Genomic DNA, 21,450 nt, shown 5'->3' on the forward strand with positions numbered 1-21,450 from the left:
CCCTAGCCGGTGAAAAACATGTACCCCCAGTTGTGTGAGCTCCGGCTCACCCTGGTTGAGGTCGCACCAACTAGTCCGGCACGGCCACTGACTCCAATAAGGCCGGCAGATCGCCACCACCGATAACGCGCAATGGCTTCTGGTCAGCATGGCCGTGCTCGGTGACCACGAGTGCGCGCGGCAGGCGACCCTTCTTCGTCGGCACAGTGAGCAACTGCACTGCCTCTTGCACTGTCACAGTGCGGCGGACGAACACAGGTTTTTCTGCAGTGCCGGTGGTGTCCAGGATTTCGGCGACGGTGCGGGCCGAAATATGGCCATCATCGGTGATGTCTTCGGCTAACCAGCGGGCAATCTGATCGGTGGTCAACAATGCAGTACAGGTCCCATCGGTATAGACGGGAAACTGGGAATACGTCGTTGTGCGCAGCACATCGTAAATACTGTCCACCGAATCTTCCGGGCGCACTGTCACCGGCCGCCGGTGCTCTAAAACACGCAGCGCCTGTGGCGGGTGGATGAGGACCTCTTCGATCTGGTGGATAGCGGCCACCGTGTGCGGCAACGGGTCGGCAATCGGCATGCCTTGGTGGTATTCGCCGTGCGAGATGGCGTTGCGCAGTTCGGCAAAAGAGGTCAGTGCGGCGTGTTGGGCGTCGGAAAGCTCACCGCGCTTATGCAGTTTGTGCACCATCGACGTAAAACCGATATAGCGGTCCAGGTTGAGCTGTGCGCGAAAGTGCTTTTCTAGCCGGTTAAATGCCGAGAGGAACTCAGTGGCGCGGGTGCCCGCGGTCTCAGTTTCGGTTGGCTCACTAGCCGGCTGGTTGGTGCTCATACCAACACGGTAGTAGGAACCCAAGGTTGCGATGTCCAAGGAACGGGTAGACTGCGTGCTTTGAACGCCAGGTGTTACTCACCTGCCGCGTGATAGACGACTTCACCAACCCCTGGAAGGACACGCAGTGCTGCGTACCCACCTCGCTGGCGAGCTCCGCGCTGAGCATGCTGGACAGACCGTCACCCTCACCGGATGGGTCGCCCGACGTCGCGACCACGGCGGCGTTATCTTCATCGATATGCGCGACCGCTCCGGTCTTGCTCAGGTAGTGTTCCGCGACTCTGAGGTCGCCGAGCGCGCCCACCACCTGCGAAGCGAGTACTGCATCCAGGTCACCGGTGTTGTCGAAGCCCGCCCCGAAGGCTCGGAGAACCCGAACCTGCCCAGCGGCGATATTGAAGTCAACGTCACCGACCTGGAGATCCTCAACACCTCCGCGGCCCTGCCGTTCCAGCTCGATGACCAGTCCTCGGCTAATGAGGTCGGCGAAGAAACCCGCCTGCGGTACCGCTACCTGGATCTGCGCCGCGAAGCTCCCGCGCAGGCCATCCGGCTGCGCGCCAAGGCCAACCAGGCCGCCCGCCGCGTGCTTGACGCCCAGGGCTTTACCGAGATCGAAACCCCGACCCTGACGCGCTCCACCCCGGAAGGCGCCCGCGACTTCCTGGTTCCGGCGCGCCTCAAGCCCGGCACGTTCTACGCGCTGCCGCAGTCTCCGCAGCTGTTCAAGCAGCTGCTGATGGTTTCTGGCCTGGAGCGGTACTACCAGATTGCGCGTTGCTACCGCGATGAGGATTTCCGCGCCGACCGGCAGCCGGAGTTCACCCAGCTCGATGTGGAAATGAGCTTCGTTGACCAGGAAGACGTCATCGCCCTGGCTGAGGACATCATCACCGAGGTGTGGGCTGCTGCCGGCGTTGAGGTCACCACTCCGTTCCCGCGGATGACCTACCACGAGGCAATGCGCCGCTACGGCTCCGATAAGCCCGACCTGCGCTTTGATATCGAAATCACCGAGTGCACCGAGTTCTTCAGCAACACCACCTTCCGCGTGTTCCAGAACGATTATGTCGGCGCTGTGGTGATGGAAGGCGGCGCCAGCCAGCCGCGCCGTCAGCTCGATGCCTGGCAGGAATGGGCCAAGCAGCGCGGTGCGAAGGGCCTTGCCTACATCCTGGTCTCTGAAGACGGCGAACTGGGCGGCCCGGTTGCGAAGAACATCACCGACGAAGAGCGCGCCGGTATCGCCGAGCATGTTGGCGCTAAGCCCGGCGACTGTATTTTCTTTGCCGCTGGTGATGCCAAGAGCTCCCGCGCCCTACTTGGTGCCGCCCGTGGTGAGATCGCCCGCAAGCTGGATCTCATCGACGACAATGCCTGGGCCTTCACCTGGGTTGTGGACGCGCCGATGTTCGAGCCGGCCGCTGATGCCACCGCCTCCGGTGACGTCGCGCTGGGCCATTCCGCCTGGACGGCGGTGCACCACGCGTTCACGTCGCCGAAGCCGGAGCACCTGGACTCCTTCGATAAGGACCCGGGCTCGGCTCTCGCTTATGCCTACGATATTGTTTGCAACGGAAATGAAATCGGTGGCGGTTCGATCCGTATTCACCGCAAGGACGTCCAGGAACGCGTCTTTAGTGTCATGGGCATCGATGAAGAAGAGGCCCAGGAGAAGTTCGGCTTCCTGCTCGAGGCCTTCTCCTATGGCGCGCCCCCGCACGGCGGTATCGCCTTCGGCTGGGACCGGATCTGCTCACTGCTAGCCGGCATGGACTCCATCCGGGAAGTCATTGCCTTCCCCAAGTCCGGTGGCGGCGTGGACCCGCTCACCGACGCACCGGCACCGATTACCGCTGCTCAGCGCAAGGAATCGGGTATTGATGCCAAGCCCAAGAAGAAGACTCAGGCAGAACCGACCAAGGACTCTGCTTCCAAATAACGGCCCAGCACCACAGGGCCCGGCAAGGACCGACCTATGGATGCCATATCAGTTGACGACATCCTGCATTCTGCGCAGGAACTGTTGGCGGCCCGCTTCGGCGGGCGCCAGAAACTTAGCGATCCCGAAGACCTTGGTGGTTCCGGCGAATCCGTCGTTTTACGCTTCCGCCTAGCCACCAACCCCTTCCTTCCGGAACGCTCGGTTGTCGTCAAACAGCTCCCGACCGCAGCAACTACCGGTTTTGAGCCGGCGTTGCTGCGCGAGATCGTGTCCTACCAGTTCACCAACACCCTGCCGGAGGACACCCGGCCGGGCCCGACCCTGCTGGCACACGATGTCGAGCACCGCTTATTGGTACTCAGCGATATCGGGGAAGCCGAGACCTATGACGAGTTGCTCGCCCCCAAGACCACCACGGATGAGCGCACGCAGGCGCTGCGGGCCTTAGCTAATGCGCTCGCCCGCACCCATACCGCCACCGCCATGCGCGAAGAAGGCTTCCACGCGCTGATGTCGCGGCTATTCCATCGCCACCACCTGGACCCGGCTATTGCCGGTGCCAGGGATCGTGGTGTGGTGCGCTCCATCGATAAGGGCCTGAAAATTCTGCACTCGCGTGGCATCGCGGTTACTGAGGATGTGCAGCAGCTGGCCAATCTGGCCGCCCGGCGCACAAACTCAGGCAACCATCGTGCTTTCACGCCCTTTGACCTGCGGCCGGACAATATTTTGGTGCGCAACCGGGTGTTCTTCCTCGACTACGAGTGGGCCGGTTTCCGCGATGTCGCCTTCGACTTAGCAGCCGTTGTCGCCGGTTTCCCGCACTACCCGTTCACCGAACCACTCAGCGATGATGAGGCTTCGTTCTTCGTCGAGACCTGGCAGGGCGCGGTGAAGCATATGTGGCCCGACATCATTGGTGATGATGAGCTGCATGAGCGCATCACTATTGCGCTTCTGGGCTGGGTGCTGCTGTCAGTAACCCTGCTGCACTTCGGTGGGGCCGAGGACGCCCTGGCCGCCGAGGGCTACCTGGAGCGGCGCATTGAACACGGTGAACTCAGCGACCCGGGTGCTATCTACGTACCACCGGATCACCGCGACGGGGTGGAGTGGACTGCCTCGTCGGCGGCCGAACGCAAGGACTTGATCCGTACCGCGAAGGTGTTGCGCCGGTTCGCCGAGAGCTGCTCGGAGCGGTTCGCTGACTGTGTGCCGCTTGCCGACGCTGTGGTTGCCATGGTCTCTGACCATCGGGGTAGTTGAGCATGACCGAGCCGGGTTTATTTGGTGACCCCCAGCTCAGCGCCGAAGAGGCGGCCACCACTAAGGGGGCTCATGAGTATTTTCACCCTTCCGGGCACGCCCCGCTGGCGGTGCGGATGCGCCCCAATAGTCTCGACGAGGTCGCCGGCCAGCAGCACCTATTAGGCCCTGGTGCGCCGCTGCGCCGCCTGGTCGAAGGTGGGGGAGACACCTCGGTGATCCTCTTCGGCCCGCCCGGCACGGGTAAAACCACCCTGGCGGGGCTGATCTCTGCGGCCACCAACCGCCGCTTCGAAGCGCTCTCCGCCCTCAATTCCGGGGTGAAGGAACTCCGCGCTGTTATTGACCGCGCGCGCCGGAATCTACTCAATGATTCCCGGCAAACCGTGCTGTTTATCGATGAGGTGCACCGGTTTAGCAAAACCCAGCAGGACGCGCTGCTTGGTGCGGTGGAGAACCGGATTGTGTTGCTCGTTGCCGCCACCACCGAAAATCCGTCGTTCTCGGTGGTCTCACCGCTGCTGAGCCGCTCCCTGCTGCTGCAGCTCGAGCCGCTCAGCGATGGTGATATTGGTGAGGTCCTTGACCGGGCGGTACGCGATGAGCGTGGCCTGCGCGGCGCTATCACCCTTACCGCCGATGCGAAAGAAGCCCTGGTTTCCCTGGCTGCAGGCGATGCCCGCCGCAGTCTGACCTACTTAGAAGCATCGGCCGAAGGTGTTGCCGAAGGCGGCACCCTGGATGCGGACACGGTCTACGCCAGCATCAATAAGGCTGCGTTGCGCTATGACCGCGACGGGGATCAGCATTACGACGTCACGAGCGCATTCATTAAGTCCATGCGTGGCTCAGATGTCGACGCTGCCCTGCATTATCTCGCCCGGATGATTGAGGGCGGGGAAGACCCGCGCTTCATTGCCCGCAGGATCACCATCTTGGCCAGTGAAGATATCGGCATGGCCGACCCACAAGCCCTCACTGTGGCCACCGCCACCGCAGCTGCGGTCGAACGCATCGGCATGCCCGAGGGCCGCCTGCCGCTAGCCCAGGCGGTTGTCTATATGGCCACGGCCCCGAAATCGAATTCGGTGATCGCCGCCATTGACGCCGCCCTTGCTGATGTCCGGGCCGGCAAAGTCGGCCCCGTCCCACCGCACCTGCGCGATGGTCACCATTCCGGTGCCCGGCGGATGGGGCACGGCGTCAGCTACGAGTACCCCCATAATGACCGCCTTGGTGTCGTCGCCCAGCAGTACCCGCCGGACAATATTGTTGATGCGCAGTACTACAGCCCGTCCGGGCATGGGTATGAAAAAGATATCGCCCACCGCGTCGGCAAACTGCGCGATATCGTGCGCAACTACCGGCAGACGTAGCACCAGTTGGTGCAGAGTATGATGTGCACGTCCCGCGTCCCGGCCGGTTATGGCATGGTGCAACGCGCGTTTTGTCCTGACCCGCACTATCCGAATTGAGGTCCCTCCGCAGTGCAGACTCATGAGATCCGCAAGCGCTTCTTGGAGCACTTCATCGCCGCGGGCCATACCGAGGTTCCCAGCGCTTCTTTGGTGCTGGAAGATCCGAACCTGCTGTTCGTCAACGCTGGCATGGTCCCGTTCAAGCCGTACTTCCTCGGGCAGGAGACCCCGCCGTACGCCACCGCCACCTCCATCCAGAAGTGCGTGCGCACCCTGGATATTGAAGAAGTCGGTATCACCACCCGCCACAACACGTTCTTCCAGATGGCGGGCAACTTCTCCTTCGGTGACTACTTCAAAGAAGGCGTTATCACCCTGGCCTGGTCGCTTCTGACGAAGTCCGTTGATGATGGCGGTTTCGGTATCGACCCGGAGCTGCTGTGGGTCACCGTCTACCACGACGATGATGAAGCCCACGACATCTGGGCGAATAAGATCGGGCTGCCCGAAGAACGCATTCAGCGTCGGGGCATGGAAGATAACTACTGGTCTATGGGTGTGCCCGGCCCGTGTGGTCCGTGTTCGGAGATTTTCTACGACCGCGGCCCGGACTACGGCGTTGAAGGCGGCCCTGTTGCCGATGAGGACCGCTATATCGAGATCTGGAATCTCGTGTTCATGCAGAATGAGCGCGGCGAAGGCACCGGCAAGGGCGATTTTGAGATCCTCGGCCCGCTGCCGAAGAAAAATATTGATACCGGTATGGGCATCGAACGTGTCGCCTTCCTGTTGCAGGGGGTCGAGAACGTCTACGAGACGGACCTGCTGCGCCCGGTTATCGATACCGCGGAAAAGCTCACCGGCTCCAGCTACGGCGCCGATAACACCTCTGATGTGCGTTTCCGCGTGATCGCGGACCACTCCCGCACCGGCCTAATGCTGATGCTGGACGGGGTCAGCCCCTCCAATGAGGGCCGTGGCTACATCCTGCGCCGCCTGCTGCGCCGCATTATCCGCTCCGCCCGCCTGTTGGGGGCCAAGGGCGAGACCCTCGAAGCGCTGCTGACCACCGCGCGCGACACCATGTTGCCGTCCTTCCCGGAACTGGAGCAGAACTGGGAGCGCATCCGTCGTAACGCTGTCGGTGAGGAGCAGGCCTTCTTGCGCACGCTCGAAGCCGGCACCAAGCTGTTCGACGACGCCGCCGAATCGGTGCGCGCTGCCGGTGGGTCCACCATCTCCGGTGCGGACGCGTTCACCTTGCACGACACCCACGGCTTCCCGCTGGATTTGACCCTGGAGATGGCCAGCGAGGCTGGGCTGAGTGTTGACGAGGCTGGCTTTAAGGAGTTGATGGCTGAGCAGCGCGCCCGCGCTAAGGCCGATAACCGCTCCAAGAAGCGCGATCATGGCGATAACAGCGTCTACCGCCAGTTCTTAGACGAACACCCGACCACCTTCACCGGCTATGACAACCTCACTGAAGAGTCCACTGTGGTGGGCCTCATTCGTGATGGCCAGACCGTGACCGGCGCGGAGGAGGGCGATGAGGTTGAGCTGATCCTGGATCGCACCCCGCTCTATGCCGAGTCGGGCGGCCAGATGGCCGACCATGGTTGCTTTGTGCTGCCCAATGGCGCAACGGTTGATATCGACGATGTGCAGAAGGTCGGCAAGAAGCTCTGGCTGCATCGCGGTACCGTCCGCGGCGGCGATATCACTGCCGGCAGTGTGGGCGAGGCCCAGGTCGATCCTTCCTGGCGGCACCAGGCGGCGCAGGCGCACTCGGCTACACACCTGATCCACGCCGCTTTGCGGGAGGTGCTTGGCCCCGATGCGGTGCAGGCCGGCTCGCTAAATAAGCCCGGCTATCTGCGGTTCGATTTCTCCTATGGCGCCCAGTTGTCTGCGGACCAGCTGCGTCAGGTTGAGCAGGTCACCAATGAAGCCGTCGATGCTGACTGGACTGTGCATACCACCGAAACTTCGCTGCAGGAAGCCAAGGCGATGGGTGCTTTGGCGCTGTTCGGGGAGAATTACGGTGACCGGGTCCGTGTGGTTGAGATGGGTGGCCCGTTCTCCATGGAGTTGTGTGGTGGCACCCACGTGCGGCATACCTCCGGTATCGGCCCGGTAGCGGTTCTTGGTGAGTCTTCTGTGGGGTCCGGGGTGCGCCGTATTGAGGCGTACTCGGGTATGGATTCCTTCTCGTATTTGTCCACCGAGCGGCTTCTTGCCGAGCAGTTGGCGACTGAGTTTAAGGCCCCGTCGGTTGAGCTTCCGGACCGTATCGCCGCGCTGAGTGAGAAGCTGCGTGCGGCTGAGCGCACCATCCAGGAGATGCGGTCGAAGCAGTTGCTTGCCGACGCTGCCCGCCACCTCGATGATGCCGAACTCATCGGTACCACCACGTTCTTGGGCGTGGAGCTGCCTGAGGGCACCCAGGCGAAGGACCTGCGCACGCTGGCCAATGACCTGCGGGGCCGGTTCGGCGCGAAGCCTGGTGTGATTGTGCTTACCGCCAAGTCCGACGGTAAGGCACCATTTGCGATTGCGGTCACCGACGCTGGTGTCGCCGATGGTCTTAAGGCCGGCGATTTGGTGAAGGTGTTGGGCCCCCATATTGGTGGCCGTGGTGGCGGCAAGCCGCAGTTGGCCCAGGGTTCGGGTTCGGAGCCGGCCGGGATCAGCGCCGGCATTCAAGCTGTGCGTGCGGAATTGGAACAGCGGTAGCGACTATGGCGCAACTACTCCCGGACCGCCCCGGTGCTGATGACCCGGGGCGGGGTCGCCGTCTTGGCATTGATGTCGGTGAGGCCCGGATTGGTGTGGCTATCTCCGATCCGGATGGCTTGCTGGCTACTCCGGTGGAGACCATCCGCAAGGAGAGTGGGCGACGCGGCCCCGACGGCGCCGACGTCGATAGACTCGTCGATCTCATCGAGGAAAATGAGATTGTCGAAATCATTATTGGCTTGCCGTTAATGCTCGATGGGGGTCTGGGTAGTTCTGCTCGCACGGCTGAAAAGCTACGTTCCCGGCTGCGTCGGCGCACCGATAATACGGTGCCGGTGCGGATGCAGGATGAGCGCATGACCACGGTTATTGCTGCTTCTCGGATGCGGGAGGCGGGGGTGGATGCCAAGAGTGGTCGCTCCCGTATTGATCAGGCTGCGGCTGTGGAAATTCTGCAGTCGTGGTTGGATGCACGTAAGGATGTTGCGGCTTTGTCGCACGATTCCGACGCGCCGGACGTGACAGAAATGTGACAAATGCCCCGTCGATAGTGGAAACTTTAACCAACAACTGCATGGACGAATCGTCACATGCCGCCGCACCACCGCACTAGTGGAGGAGAACGGATGAGCCGCAGTCAACGTGCGCCTCGCGTTAACCGACCGGACAGTCGGTCTCGTCGTGGACCCGGGGCCCGGGTTCGGCGCCGTCAGACAGCGCTTGCCATTAACGTCACGTCCATCATCTTGAGCGGCCTGGTGCTGCTCGTCTTGGGTGTCGCCTGGTTTACCGGAGGCACCACCGGTGATTTCAAGGGTGACGGTAACGGCAATATGGTTTTGGTCAATGTGGAGAACGGCAGCTCACTGTCGGATCTGTCCGATAGTCTCGTCGACGATGACGTAGTGGCCTCCAGCAGCGCCTTCATGACGGCTGCGGCTAATAATCCGCGTGCCGATCAGCTGCAGCCGGGGTGGTACCGCCTCGAGGAGCACATGTCGGCCGCCGCTGCCGTTGATGCGCTGCTTGACCCGGAGAATCGTTCCGGCACTGTCGATATCCCCACTGGTTCTCGTCTGGAGGACACTCTGGTGGTGGGTTCCGATGATGTCCGCGAGGGCATTTTCACCAAGATCGCGAAGGCATCCTGTGTCGCCGATGATGACTGCATCACCGTGGAGTCATTGCGCGATGCTGCCGCCACCACGGATCCCGCCGAGTTGGGCGTTCCGGACTGGGCGATCAAGCCGGTTACTGCCCGCGGTGATGATCCTCGTCGCCTGGAGGGCTTGATTAGCCCGGGTGTGCACCAATTCAACCCGATGGATGACGCCAAGACGGTGTTGACTGAGTTGGTGACCAATTCCGTTGCCGAATATGAGGAAACTGGTCTGGCTGAGTCTGCGGACAATGTTGGCCTCACCCCGTATGAGTTGCTCACCGCCGCGTCGCTGGTGCAGATGGAAGCCTCCGACGAGTACTTCCCGATGGTTGCTCGGGTCATCCTGAATCGTCTTGATGAGCCGATGCGACTGCAGTTTGACTCCACGGTGAACTATGGCCTCGATGATCAGGAGATCGCCACCACCGACGAGGACCGCGAGGAGAAAACCCCGTGGAATACCTACGCCAGCGATGGCCTGCCACAGACCCCGATTTCGTCGCCGTCGGTGCAGGCGATTAAGGCTATGGAGAACCCCGCCCCGGGTGCCTGGTTGTATTTCGTGACCGTCGATAAGGATGGCACCACAGTGTTCACCAACACTCTTGATGAGCATGGTGCTGCTATTGAACAGGCCCGCGCTAACGGCGTTCTTGACTCGAACCGATGAGCTTGCCCGATACTGACCAGTACCGTCATCTCGCGGCGGTTATGGGCGACCCGGTTGCCCACTCGAAGTCTCCGGCTTTGCATAATGCCGGCTATGCCGCGCTGGGCTTAGCGGATTGGCACTACCTGCCGATTCAGTGCAATGCGGAGCAGCTTGCCGACGTTGTGGGCGGCGCTGATGAGCGTTTCGCCGGTTTCTCGGTGACCATGCCCGGTAAGTTCGCGGCCCTGGATTATGCCGACGAGGTCTCTGATCGGGCCCGCGCGATTGGTTCGGCCAATACTTTGGTGCGTCTTGACGGCAACCGGTGGCGTGCCGATAACACTGATTGTGAAGGCGTGTCTGGTGCGCTGCGTGAGCTTGGTCTAAGTGAGGCTCGGCGTGGCCGGGGAATCATTGTCGGCAATGGCGGCACTGCCCGGCCCGCGATGTGGGCCCTGCACCAGTTGGGGGTGCGCCACGTCAATATCGTCGCCCGCTCTGAGCGTGCTTATGACTTAGCGCCCCTGGCCGCCCAGTTAGGTATGGAGTTCACCTGGGTGCGTTTGGATGCGCCGAATCTTGCCGATATTGCCGCTGCCGCCGATGTGCTGGTCTCCACGGTTCCCGCGGCGGCGGTGGAGGGTGTGGCTGGCCAGTTGGCTCGTGCACCGATGATCCTGGATGCGATTTATGACCCGTGGCCTACGCCATTGGTGTCGGCGGCGCGTCGTGTCGATACCCCGGCGGTTGGGGGTTTGACGATGCTGCTGCATCAGGCGCTGAGCCAGTTTGAGCAGTTCACTGGTCACACTGCCCCGCGTGAGGCTATGCGCGCCGCGATTATGGATTAGGTGTTTTCCACGAACTGGGTTCGGTCCACATTGTGGGCCGGGCCCAGTTGCTGTGCGCCCGGCTAGCTGGGGTTTCTTTCTAGCGTGGTGGCCACTATGGGACTTCTTGGATGGACTGTGTGGTCGGCGTGGGCGGGGCTGCTGATGCTGCGGGATCTGTGCACGCGCCGGTTAGATAATTGGCTCACTATCCCGGCAATCGCTGTTTTCTTATTTATTGCGCTCAGCCGCGGGCAGGTGGGTGATGCCGTCGGTGGGGCAGTGGTGTGGGCTGCGTTGCTGTTGGTGCCCAGTCTGGCGCGCCCGGGTGGTGTGGGCGGTGGGGATATCAAGCTCGCATTGGCGCTGGGGTTATGGGCGGGGGCGTATGTGGATGCGGGGCTGGGGGAGGTGGTGTTGACTGCGGCGGTGGCGACGATGATTTCTGGGTTGCTGAGTGCCGGGTATGGCCTGGTTAGGCGGCGCCGGAGTGTTGCCCATGGCCCGGCGATGCTGCTCGGGGCGGCGGTGGCCTTCGTGTTCTAGCAGGTCAGTGTGTATCTGATGGGGCTTGGGCCTGTTTGCTGGGCCAATGCTGCCACTACCGGCGGTGCCGTGGAAGAATAGACCGCATGTTTCGATGGACCACTGCAGGCGAATCGCACGGCCAGGCCCTCATTGCCATGGTGGAGGACGTCCCCGCCGGTGTCCCGGTAACCCGAGCGGACATTTCCGCTCAGTTGGCGCGGCGTCGGCTTGGGTATGGCCGTGGTGCGCGGATGAAGTTTGAGGCCGATGAGGTCACTGTGCTTGGCGGTGTGCGTCACGGTGAGACCCTGGGTTCGCCGGTTGCCATCATGGTGGGCAATACCGAGTGGCCGAAGTGGACCACGGTGATGAATTCGGACCCGGTGGCGGCTGAAGATCTCAATACTGCCCGTGGTGCCACTTTGACTCGCCCGCGACCGGGGCATGCTGATTTCAATGGCATGGTCAAGTACGACCATCACGATGCCCGCAATATTCTGGAGCGCTCCTCGGCCCGGGAGACAGCTGCGCGTGTTGCTGCTGCCACTGTGGCTCGCTCTTTGCTGCGTGAGGTCCTTGGCGTTGAGGTGCTCAGCCACATCATCTCTATTGGCGGTTCGGAGCCTTATGCGGGCCCATTGCCGACGTTCGCCGATATTGATGCCATCGATGCTTCCCCGGTGCGGGCTTTCGGTAAGGATGCCGAAGAGTCGATGATTGCTGAGATTGAGCGGACTAAGAAGCAGGGCGACACCCTTGGTGGCATTGTCGAGGTTGTGGTTCACGGCCTGCCGGTGGGGCTGGGTTCGCATATTTCTGGGGGTACCCGCCTTGATGCCCGTCTGGCGGCTGCGGTTATGGGTATCCAATCCTTTAAGGGCGTTGAGATTGGGGATGGGTTCCTAGAGGCCCGTCGTCGCGGCACTGAGGCCCATGACGAGATGGTGCGTACCGACGGTGGCGTCGACCGCCTCACTAACCGCGCTGGTGGCTTGGAGGGCGGTATGACTAATGGCCAGCCGTTGGTGATCCGTGGCGCTATGAAGCCGATTTCTACTGTCCCGCGTGCTTTGCAGACGGTGGATATGTCCACCGGTGCTGCGGCGACTGCTATTCATCAGCGTTCTGATGTGTGTGCGGTACCCGCAGGTGGGGTTGTTGCTGAGGCAATGGTTGCGCTGACCTTGGCACAGGCGATGATGGAGAAGTTCGGTGGCGATAGTCTCCGCGAGACCCGTCGTAATGCCGAGTCTTACCTGCAGCAAGTGTCCGAACGGCTTGATTGGGAGTAACACGGTGCATCCTTATGACACTGCACCCATCGCGGTTCTCGTGGGGCCTCCGGGGGCCGGTAAATCCACGGTGGGGCGACGATTGGCCAGGGAGCTGAAAGTTCCGCTGACTGATACTGATGACGTGATTGCGCAGCGCTATAACAAGCCCTGCGGTGAGGTTTTCCGCGACCTTGGTGAGGAAGAGTTCCGCCGTGTGGAGGCCGAGATCATTGCTGAGGCGTTGCACCAGCCGGGCATTTTAGCCCTGGGCGGGGGAGCGGTGCTGACTGATTCGACCCGTTCCTTGTTGACGCAGCACACCGTGATTTATCTGGAGGTCTCGGCCGAGTTGGGTGTGAAGCGCACCTGTGGGGATAACACCCGCCCGGTGTTGGAGGCGGAGGACCCGCAGGCCCATTATGCGGCGCTTCTGGAGCGTCGCCGCCCGCTGTACCAGGAGGTCGCTACTTTCCGGGCGCATTCGGATGAGCGGTCTCCGCAGCGTGTTGTCGCCGAGATTCTTTCTTTCCTTGAGATCGCCAATGACGACCATGCGGCATTAACTCCGCCGCGCTAGCCGATTTTTCCCACGACCAAAGGACACCGTGTGAGCACCACTATCGCCGTTACCGGAGCATCGCCCTACCAGGTCACTATCGGTACTGGGCTTACCGACGCGATCGCCGAGGCAGCCTCTTTTGCTTCTGCTGCCGCCGTGATTCACCAGGGCCCGGTGGCCGGTCCGGCCAACCGCATTGTGGAAGGCCTGGCCGCCCGTGGGGTGGAGGCTTTCGCCATGGAGGTTCCCGATGCCGAATCCGGCAAGACCCTCGAGGTCGCAGGACGCTGCTGGGACACTCTTGGCCAGCGTGGTCTTGGCCGTGGTGATGTGGTGATTTCTGTCGGTGGCGGGGCGGCTACTGATCTGGGTGGTTTTATCGCCGCGGCCTGGATGCGTGGGATCGCTGTGATCCAGGTGCCTACCACGCTGCTGGGCATGGTTGATGCTGCTGTGGGCGGCAAGACGGGTATTAACACCGCGGCCGGTAAGAACCTTGTCGGTGCGTTCCATGAGCCGCGGGCAGTGTTTGTGGATCTGGACTTTTTGCGTACCTTGCCGGAGGCTGAAATTGTCGCCGGGTCTGCGGAGATCATTAAGACCGGGTTTATCTCGGATACGAAGATCCTGGATCTTTATGAGCATGATCCGGCCGCTTGTCTCGATATCGACGGCGCTTTGCCGGAACTGATTGAGCGGTCTATTGCGGTGAAGGCCAGTGTGGTCTCGAAGGACCTGAAGGAAGCGGGTCTGCGCGAGACCCTCAACTACGGCCACACTTTTGGTCATGCTGTGGAGTTGCACGAGAACTACCGGTGGCGGCATGGCCATGCTGTGTCCGTCGGCATGGTGTTTGTTGCGGAACTGGCGAAGCTCAATGGGCTGATTGACCAGGACCTTGTGGATCGGCACCGCGCGATTTTGGAGTCGATTGGCCTGCCCACCACGTATGACTCGGGGCTGTTTGATGAACTGTTGGCGGGGATGAGCCGCGATAAGAAAAACCGGGCCGGCACGATCCGCTTTGTGGCACTGACCAGCCCGGGGCAGTGCACCCGTCTCGAGGGCCCGAGTGGTGCGGACTTGGCGCAGGCCTATGAGCTGTTGACTACCCAGGGCAGCCCGGCTGCGGAGGAGTCTGAACGATGAGCAATGCGCCTGATTATGTGCTGGTGTTGAATGGCCCGAATCTGAATCGGCTGGGTAAGCGCCAGCCGGAGGTTTATGGTTCGACCACGCTGGCCGATATTGAAAACGATCTGACCACTGTGGCCCAGGGGTATGGCGCCACGGTGGATTGCCGCCAGTCCAATTCGGAGGCCCAGCTCATCGAGTGGGTGCATGAGGCCGCTGATCATCATTGGCCGGTGATTATTAACGCCGGTGGGTTCACGCACACCTCGGTGGCGTTGCGGGATGCGTTAGCTGAGGTCGCTGATGGCGCCGGCTATATCGAGGTGCATATTTCCAATGTGCACGCCCGCGAGGATTTCCGGCATCATTCTTTCCTGTCGGCCAATGCCCGGGGGATTATCGTCGGGTTTGGTTGTGCTGGCTACGGTATGGCCCTTAGTGCCGTGCTGGGGCCCACCGCCTAGTAGTACGAACTTTTTGCTGAAGCTATGTGTGAAGGACACGTGCCTGTGCCTGCTATTGATTACTCCTCTCGCCGCGCCCGCGTCGCAAAGGCCTTAGCCGAGCATGACGTTGATGCGATTGTTGTTGCCCGCCCGGAGCATGTGCGCTGGTTGACTGGTTTTACTGGTTCCAATAGTGCGGTGGTTATTGATGCCAGTGCCACGGCGGCTTTCGCGACGGATTCGCGCTATACCTCGCAGGCTGCCGAGCAGGTCCCGGATCTGCAGCGTCATATCACCCGTGAGTGCGCCTCGTTTTTGGTGGATTCTTTTGCCAAGCGTGAGCAGCCGTTCGCCGAGGCGTCGGGAACGCGTATTGGTGTAGAGGCCGAGCATCTTAGCGTCGCTGCTTTCCACAGCCTGCGCGATGGTGCCGCTGAGGGCATTGTGGTCACGCCGGTCACCGGCGTTATCGCTGAGTTGCGCAAGGTCAAGGATGAGGTGGAGCTGGAGCTGCTGCGCACGGCCGCCGACATCGCGGCTGGGGCTTATGCGGAGTTGCTTGCCGACGGTGGCATCGCCGCTGGCCGCACGGAGCGTGAGGTCGCAGCCGATCTGGAGTACCGGATGCGGTTGCGTGGTGCCGATAAACCCAGTTTCGACACGATTGTGGCCTCTGGGCCGAATTCGGCGCTGCCGCACCACGGTGCCGGCGACCGGGTGTTGCAGACCGGGGATTTAGTCACTGTGGATTTCGGTGCGCTGGCTCATGGGTACTGCTCGGATATGACGCGCACGTCGGCTGTGGGTGGGGCAGCGGCGTTGGATGATTTTTCGCGCGAGATCTATTCGGTGGTGCTGCGCGCGCAGCTGGCCGGTGTTGAGGCTGCGCGGCCTGGTGCCCAGTTAGCTGAGATCGACGCTGTGTGTCGCGAGTCGATTAGTGCGGCTGGTTATGGGGAGTATTTTGTGCACTCTACTGGTCATGGCATCGGCATTGATGTGCATGAACCGCCGTATGCCGCCACCCGTGGCACTGGTGCTTTGCAGCCGGGGATGACGTTGACCATTGAGCCTGGGGTGTATGTGCCGGGCCGTGGTGGGGTGCGCATTGAAGACACTCTGATCATCACTGACGGTGAGCCGGAGAACCTGGTTAACCTGCCGAAAACGCTTTCGTAGGGCGGCGCGCCTAGGTAGCCCGCGTTTTATAGCCTGCTGCTTGGCGCGGTACCGTGGTTGCGTCGCGTTTTCGGCGGCGCTGTATTGTGCCTGCGACCGACTTTTACCGATAAACCAACCTGGTACAGGAGAACACTTCGTGGCAACTACTTCGGATTTCAAGAACGGCCTCGTGCTGAAGATCGACAATAAGCTGCAGCAGATCGTCGAGTTCCAGCATGTGAAGCCGGGCAAGGGCCCTGCCTTCGTGCGCACCAAGCTCAAGGACGTTGTTTCCGGCAAGACCATCGACAAGACCTTCAACGCCGGCGTGAAGGTCGAGACCGCGACCGTCGACCGCCGCGATATGACCTACCTGTACAAGGATGGCCAGGACTTCGTCCTGATGGACGATAAGACCTACGACCAGATCAACCTGGAGCCGGACCTGATGGGCGATGGCGCCCGCTTCCTGCTGGAGAACTCCCCGGTGCAGGTGTCCTTCCACGAGGGCCAGCCGCTGTTCGCTGAGCTGCCGGTGTCGGTGGAGCTGACTGTGTCGCAGACTGACCCGGGCCTGCAGGGTGACCGTTCCACCGGCGGCACCAAGCCCGCCACCCTGGAAACCGGCGCTGAGGTTCAGGTCCCGTTGTTCATCAACACCGGTGATGTCCTCAAGATCGATACCCGCGACGGTTCGTACCTGTCCCGCGTGAACAACTAAGCGCTGATAGGCGCAGACAGCACGGTTATGAAAGAAGCCAACTATAAGCGTCGCGGCGCCCGCTACCGGGCCCGCCGACGCGCAGTCGATCTGCTCTTCGAGGCCGAACAGCGAGACGTCAACCCCATTGATCTCGTTGAAGAGCGCATCGCAATGTCTCGGGAGCAGCACAGCGATATCGCCCCGGTGGCCGAGTACGCCGAACAGATCGTCGTCGGTGTGGCCACCAATATCGATGGCATTGACTCGACTATTGCCGGTTATTTGACCGAGGAATGGCCGCTGCACCGCTTGCCGGCTGTGGACCGGGCTATTTTGCGGCTGGGGATCTGGGAACTATTCCACAACCCGGATGTTCCCCCGCAGGTCGCTGTTGTGGAGGCGGTGGAGCTGGCTAGTGAGTACTCCACCAACCAGGCCCCGCCGTATGTGAATGCGGTGTTGGACTCGGCTTCTGGGGTTGCTGAGCAGGCGCGTGCTGCCGCTGCTGCGGTGGCGCAGTCCTTGCCGCCGCAGGGGGAGACCACCCCCGAAGTGAGTAGCGATGATGGCGCTGCGGCCGAGGTCAGCTCCGATGAGGCGGAACAGCCCGGGAGCCAGTGGTAACCTCATAGCGGTATGTCAACGTCGACATCCTTTAAGGACCGCACTGAGAGGCGGGGAAGGAGGTCACGATGAGCGACGCTGTGAATACCCCACAGGCGCAGGAGCCCACAGAGCTTCTTGACGCTGGTGAGGTCGCCCGCGTGGTGGCGCGTATTGCCCACCAGATCATCGAAAAGACCGCATTAGATAGTTCCGACGGGCCACGGGTTGTGCTCCTCGGGATTCCCTCCGGTGGAGTGCCGCTTGCTGAGCGCCTCGCCGAGCACATCGAGAACTTCTCCGGGATTCGCCCGGAGACCGGGTCTTTGGACATCACCCTTTACCGTGATGACTTGCGCGCTCGCCCGCACCGGGCGCTGTTGCCCACCCAAATTCCGAACACGGGTATTGACGGCACCATTGTGGTGCTGGTCGACGACGTGTTGTTCTCTGGTCGCACCATTCGAGCCGCCCTGGATGCGGTCAACGATATCGGCCGACCGGACATCATTCAGCTGGCTGTGCTGGTCGATCGTGGCCACCGCCAGCTGCCCATTCGCGCCGATTACGTCGGCAAGAATCTGCCCACCGCACGCCATGAAGAGGTGCGCGTGCTGGTCGAAGCTATCGACGGCCGTGATGCGGTGCTATTGAGCAGAGGAGCAGAGTAAATGAAACACCTGCTATCAATTTCCGACCTGACTGCCGACGAGATCATTGGCCTAATGGATGAGGCCGACCGGTTCAAAGAAGCCTTGGCTGGTCGGGAGATTAAGAAGTTGCCGACCCTGCGTGGGCGCACGATTTTTACCCTGTTCTACGAGAACTCCACTCGCACCCGCTCGTCGTTTGAGACCGCTGGTAAGTGGATGAGCGCGGACGTGATCAATATTTCCGCGTCGTCTTCTTCGGTGAAGAAGGGCGAGTCGCTCAAGGACACGGCCTTGACCCTGGACGCTATTGGCGCTGATGCCATCGTGATGCGGCACCCGTCTTCGGGCGCCCCGCACCTGGTAGCTCAGTGGACGGGCACCCACGGTTCCGGCCCGGCCATTATTAATGCTGGTGATGGTAAAAATCAGCACCCCACCCAGGCCTTATTGGACGCGGTGACATTGCGTCAGCGTCTGGGCGAGATTAAGGGCCGCAAGATCGTCATCATCGGCGATATTTTGCATTCTCGGGTGGCGCGGTCGAATGCGGATCTTTTGTCCAAGCTTGGTGCTGAGGTTGTTTTCGTCGCCCCGCCGACGCTTTTGCCCTATGGCGTTCAGAACTGGCCGGTGCGCGTGGCGGATTCCTTTGACGCTGAGCTTGCCGACGCTGATGCGGTGATGATGCTGCGGGTGCAGGCAGAACGCATGGATGGTGGTTTCTTCCCGTCCCATCGCGAGTACGCCACCCGCTATGGCCTTTCCCGCGCCCGCGAGAAGCTGCTGCGTGATGACACTGTCGTCTTGCACCCCGGCCCCATGCTGCGTGGCATGGAGATTAATGACCATGTCGCTGACTTGCCCCGCACTGCTGTGCTGCAGCAGGTCGCCAATGGTGTGCATGTGCGCATGGCCGTGCTGTTCACCCTCATCGCCAGCCCCGCGGCGGAAGGAGTCTAAGCCATGACAACTCATAATTATCCCGAGGTGGGCCCGCTAGCCCCGGCGGCGGACGGCGAACTGCTGCTGACCAATGTGCGCCCCTATGGCGAGGGGGAGCCCACCGACGTCCTGATCCGCGATGGTGAGATCGCACATATTGGTGCTGACCACGGCGCCACTGATGCCACAGCGGTCGACGGTGCCGGCGCGGTGCTGTTGCCGGGCCTGGTGGATATGCACGTGCACCTGCGTGAGCCGGGCCGTGAGGACACCGAAACATTGGCCACTGGTTCGGCTGCTGCTGCCCGTGGTGGTTTTACTGCGGTATTCACTATGGCCAATACCAGCCCGGTTACTGATGACCCGTCGGTTGCCGAGAGTGTGTGGCTGAAGGCGCAGAACCTTAATACCTGCGATGTGCACCCGGTTGGTTCCATCACTAAGGGGCTGAACGGAAAGCAGCTCACCGAGTTCGGGATGCTGGCGGACAGCCAGGCCAAGGTGCGCATGTTCTCTGATGACGGCAAGTGCGTCGATGATCCGCTGTTGATGCGTCGTGCTGTTGAGTACGCCGCCGGTGAGGATGTGTTGCTCGCCCAGCATTGCGAGGATTCCCGCCTTACCCACGGTTCGGTGGCCCACGAAGGCCCCACCAGTGCCCGTTTGGGGCTTACTGGTTGGCCGCGGGTGGCTGAAGAGTCCATCATTGCCCGCGATGTCATCTTGACCCGCGACTATGGCGGTCGGATGCATATTTGTCACGCCTCGACCGCCGGTGCAGTCGAGCTGCTCAGATGGGCCAAGGAGCAGGGCATTGCTATTACTGCCGAGGTCACCCCGCATCACCTGATTCTTAATGACGACAAGCTGGAGACCTTCGACGGGGTCTTCCGCGTCAACCCGCCGCTGCGCGAGGCCAGTGACTCTGCGGCGTTGCGCCAGGCATTGATTGATGGCGTTATCGACTGTGTGGCCACTGACCACGCCCCGCATGGGTCTGAGGAGAAGTGCTGCGAGTTCGACGTCGCTAAGCCCGGCATGTTGGGCTTGGAGACTTCGTTGCCGATTATTGCCAGCCTGTTTGTGCTCAATGGCCCCTGTGATTGGCGGTGGGTGGCGCGCGTGATGAGTGAGCGCCCCGCCGAGATCACGAAGTTGCCTGGTCATGGTCGGCCTATTGCTGTCGGAGAGCCGGCCAACCTCACTCTTGTCGATGTCGATACGTCGTGGACTGTCGACGGGGAGGCGTTGGCCTCGAAGTCGTCGAATACTCCGTATCAGGGCATGGAGCTGCCCGTATCCATTGCGGGCACTATCTTGCGTGGCCGCGTGACCAGCCTTCACGGCGAAGTCAATCCGACGCTAGGTGGCGTTCAATGACCCAACCCTTAAGCTCAGAATCTTCAACCCAGAAAGGCAGCCCTGTGACTAGTGCGTCGCCCGCCGTTAGTTCCACTCCCGCTGTACTAGTACTTGCCGACGGCACGGTCTTTAAGGGCCGTGGTTTCGGCGCTACTGGTCGCACCCTTGGTGAGGCCGTGTTCTCCACTGCGATGACCGGCTACCAGGAAACGTTGACCGACCCGTCGTACCACCGTCAGTTGGTGTGCGCCACCGCCCCGCAGATGGGCAATACCGGCTGGAATGATGAAGACAGCGAATCCCACGATGAGCGTATTTGGGCCGCTGGTTTCATCATCCGTGACCTTTCCCGGGCCCCGTCGAACTGGCGCTCCAAGCGCAGCTTGGCTGAAGAGCTGGCTAAGCAGAACATTATCGGCATCCGTCAGATTGATACCCGCGCCCTGGTGCGCCACCTGCGTGAGAATGGTTCCACCCCGGCCGGTATTTTCTCCGGCGCGGAGGCCGAAAAGCCCGTCGATGAGCTGCTAGAGATCGTGCGTGCGCAGCCGTCTATGGCTGGGGCCGACCTTGCCGGTGAAGTTTCCTGCGATAAGGCCTATGTGGTCGAGCCTGAGGGGGAGGCCAAGCACACTGTTGTCGCCTGGGACCTGGGCATTAAGTCCAATACCCCGCGTGAGATGGCTGCCCGGGGCTTGCGGGTGGTTGTTGTGCCTGCCGAGACCACATATGAGGATGCCGTTTCCGAGTACCACCCGGATGGCATTTTCTTGTCCAATGGCCCGGGTGACCCGGCCACTGCCGATGGCCCGGTTGCGGTGGCCAAGGCCGCGATGGCTGATGGCATGCCGCTATTTGGCATCTGCTTCGGTAACCAGATCCTGGGCCGGGCTTTGGGGCTGGGTACCTACAAGATGCGGTTCGGTCATCGCGGTATCAATATCCCGGTCAAAGACCACACCACTGGGGTTATTCATATCACCGCCCAGAACCACGGTTTCGCCTTGGAGGGCACGGCGGGGCAGAGCTTCGACACTGAGTTCGGCCCGGCACGTATCACCCACACCTGCCTGAATGACGGCACTGTCGAGGGCGTTGCCTTGGCTAATGGCAAGGCCTTTTCGGTGCAGTACCACCCGGAGTCTGCGGCTGGCCCGCACGACGCCCGCACCCTTTTCGACGATTTCGTCGCGCTGATGGATTCCACCGCCAACACTGACCAGGAAGGCAATTAA

General features: G+C 61.5%; 20 protein-coding genes. 19 read left to right on the forward strand and 1 reads right to left on the reverse strand.

Annotated features, from left to right (window positions below; translation table 11 throughout):
• Positions 1-70: 70 nt before the first annotated feature.
• On the reverse strand, positions 71-838 hold the full coding sequence (locus KRX51_RS05480; RefSeq protein WP_218361975.1) for a CBS domain-containing protein: 768 nt from the start codon (positions 836-838) through the stop codon (positions 71-73).
• Positions 839-965: 127 nt separating this feature from the next.
• Between KRX51_RS05480 and aspS the strand changes: the two genes are divergently transcribed.
• The 19 genes from aspS to carA all read left to right on the forward strand — a co-directional run bounded on the left by aspS (position 966) and on the right by carA (position 21,450).
• Complete coding sequence (aspS, locus tag KRX51_RS05485; RefSeq protein WP_218361977.1) at positions 966-2,783, forward strand: aspartate--tRNA ligase; 1,818 nt, start codon at positions 966-968, stop codon at positions 2,781-2,783.
• Positions 2,784-2,819: 36 nt separating this feature from the next.
• Entirely contained in the window at positions 2,820-4,052 is a 1,233-nt protein-coding gene (locus tag KRX51_RS05490) for a phosphotransferase family protein (protein ID WP_218361979.1), read from the forward strand.
• Positions 4,053-4,054: 2 nt separating this feature from the next.
• Complete coding sequence (locus tag KRX51_RS05495; RefSeq protein WP_218361980.1) at positions 4,055-5,428, forward strand: replication-associated recombination protein A; 1,374 nt, start codon at positions 4,055-4,057, stop codon at positions 5,426-5,428.
• Between the two features lie 111 nt (positions 5,429-5,539).
• Positions 5,540-8,203 (forward strand): alanine--tRNA ligase, encoded by a 2,664-nt coding sequence (alaS, locus tag KRX51_RS05500; RefSeq protein ID WP_218361981.1) that lies wholly within the window; start codon positions 5,540-5,542, stop codon positions 8,201-8,203.
• 5 nt (positions 8,204-8,208) lie between these two features.
• Complete coding sequence (ruvX, locus tag KRX51_RS05505; RefSeq protein WP_218361982.1) at positions 8,209-8,739, forward strand: Holliday junction resolvase RuvX; 531 nt, start codon at positions 8,209-8,211, stop codon at positions 8,737-8,739.
• A gap of 93 nt (positions 8,740-8,832) precedes the next feature.
• Entirely contained in the window at positions 8,833-10,038 is a 1,206-nt protein-coding gene (gene mltG, locus KRX51_RS05510) for an endolytic transglycosylase MltG (RefSeq protein ID WP_218361983.1), read from the forward strand.
• A complete protein-coding gene (locus tag KRX51_RS05515; RefSeq protein ID WP_218361984.1) occupies positions 10,035-10,871 on the forward strand; it encodes a shikimate dehydrogenase in 837 nt (278 codons plus the stop codon). The genes mltG and KRX51_RS05515 overlap by 4 nt, the downstream gene beginning before the upstream one ends.
• A gap of 96 nt (positions 10,872-10,967) precedes the next feature.
• Positions 10,968-11,396: an A24 family peptidase gene (locus KRX51_RS05520; protein ID WP_218361985.1), complete on the forward strand. Its 429-nt coding sequence runs from the start codon at positions 10,968-10,970 to the stop codon at positions 11,394-11,396.
• Positions 11,397-11,482: 86 nt separating this feature from the next.
• Positions 11,483-12,670, forward strand: a complete 1,188-nt coding sequence (gene aroC, locus KRX51_RS05525) for a chorismate synthase (protein ID WP_218361986.1) — start codon at positions 11,483-11,485, stop codon at positions 12,668-12,670.
• A gap of 4 nt (positions 12,671-12,674) precedes the next feature.
• A complete protein-coding gene (locus tag KRX51_RS05530) occupies positions 12,675-13,229 on the forward strand; it encodes a shikimate kinase (RefSeq protein ID WP_370625031.1) in 555 nt (184 codons plus the stop codon).
• 30 nt (positions 13,230-13,259) lie between these two features.
• Positions 13,260-14,360 (forward strand): 3-dehydroquinate synthase, encoded by a 1,101-nt coding sequence (gene aroB, locus KRX51_RS05535; protein WP_218361988.1) that lies wholly within the window; start codon positions 13,260-13,262, stop codon positions 14,358-14,360.
• Complete coding sequence (gene aroQ / locus KRX51_RS05540; protein ID WP_218361989.1) at positions 14,357-14,809, forward strand: type II 3-dehydroquinate dehydratase; 453 nt, start codon at positions 14,357-14,359, stop codon at positions 14,807-14,809. The genes aroB and aroQ overlap by 4 nt, the downstream gene beginning before the upstream one ends.
• A gap of 39 nt (positions 14,810-14,848) precedes the next feature.
• Positions 14,849-15,970: a M24 family metallopeptidase gene (locus KRX51_RS05545; RefSeq protein WP_370625032.1), complete on the forward strand. Its 1,122-nt coding sequence runs from the start codon at positions 14,849-14,851 to the stop codon at positions 15,968-15,970.
• Between the two features lie 139 nt (positions 15,971-16,109).
• Positions 16,110-16,673: an elongation factor P gene (gene efp, locus KRX51_RS05550; protein WP_218361993.1), complete on the forward strand. Its 564-nt coding sequence runs from the start codon at positions 16,110-16,112 to the stop codon at positions 16,671-16,673.
• A gap of 27 nt (positions 16,674-16,700) precedes the next feature.
• A complete protein-coding gene (nusB, locus tag KRX51_RS05555; RefSeq protein WP_218361994.1) occupies positions 16,701-17,279 on the forward strand; it encodes a transcription antitermination factor NusB in 579 nt (192 codons plus the stop codon).
• Between the two features lie 68 nt (positions 17,280-17,347).
• On the forward strand, positions 17,348-17,929 hold the full coding sequence (pyrR, locus tag KRX51_RS05560; protein WP_218361995.1) for a bifunctional pyr operon transcriptional regulator/uracil phosphoribosyltransferase PyrR: 582 nt from the start codon (positions 17,348-17,350) through the stop codon (positions 17,927-17,929).
• Positions 17,930-18,871, forward strand: a complete 942-nt coding sequence (locus KRX51_RS05565; protein WP_218361996.1) for an aspartate carbamoyltransferase catalytic subunit — start codon at positions 17,930-17,932, stop codon at positions 18,869-18,871.
• Between the two features lie 3 nt (positions 18,872-18,874).
• Positions 18,875-20,233 (forward strand): dihydroorotase, encoded by a 1,359-nt coding sequence (locus KRX51_RS05570; RefSeq protein WP_218361998.1) that lies wholly within the window; start codon positions 18,875-18,877, stop codon positions 20,231-20,233.
• Entirely contained in the window at positions 20,230-21,450 is a 1,221-nt protein-coding gene (gene carA / locus KRX51_RS05575) for a glutamine-hydrolyzing carbamoyl-phosphate synthase small subunit (RefSeq protein WP_218361999.1), read from the forward strand. Before KRX51_RS05570 ends, carA begins: the two co-directional genes overlap by 4 nt.

This window comes from Corynebacterium sp. TAE3-ERU12 (assembly GCF_019209905.1).
Lineage (GTDB): Bacteria > Actinomycetota > Actinomycetes > Mycobacteriales > Mycobacteriaceae > Corynebacterium.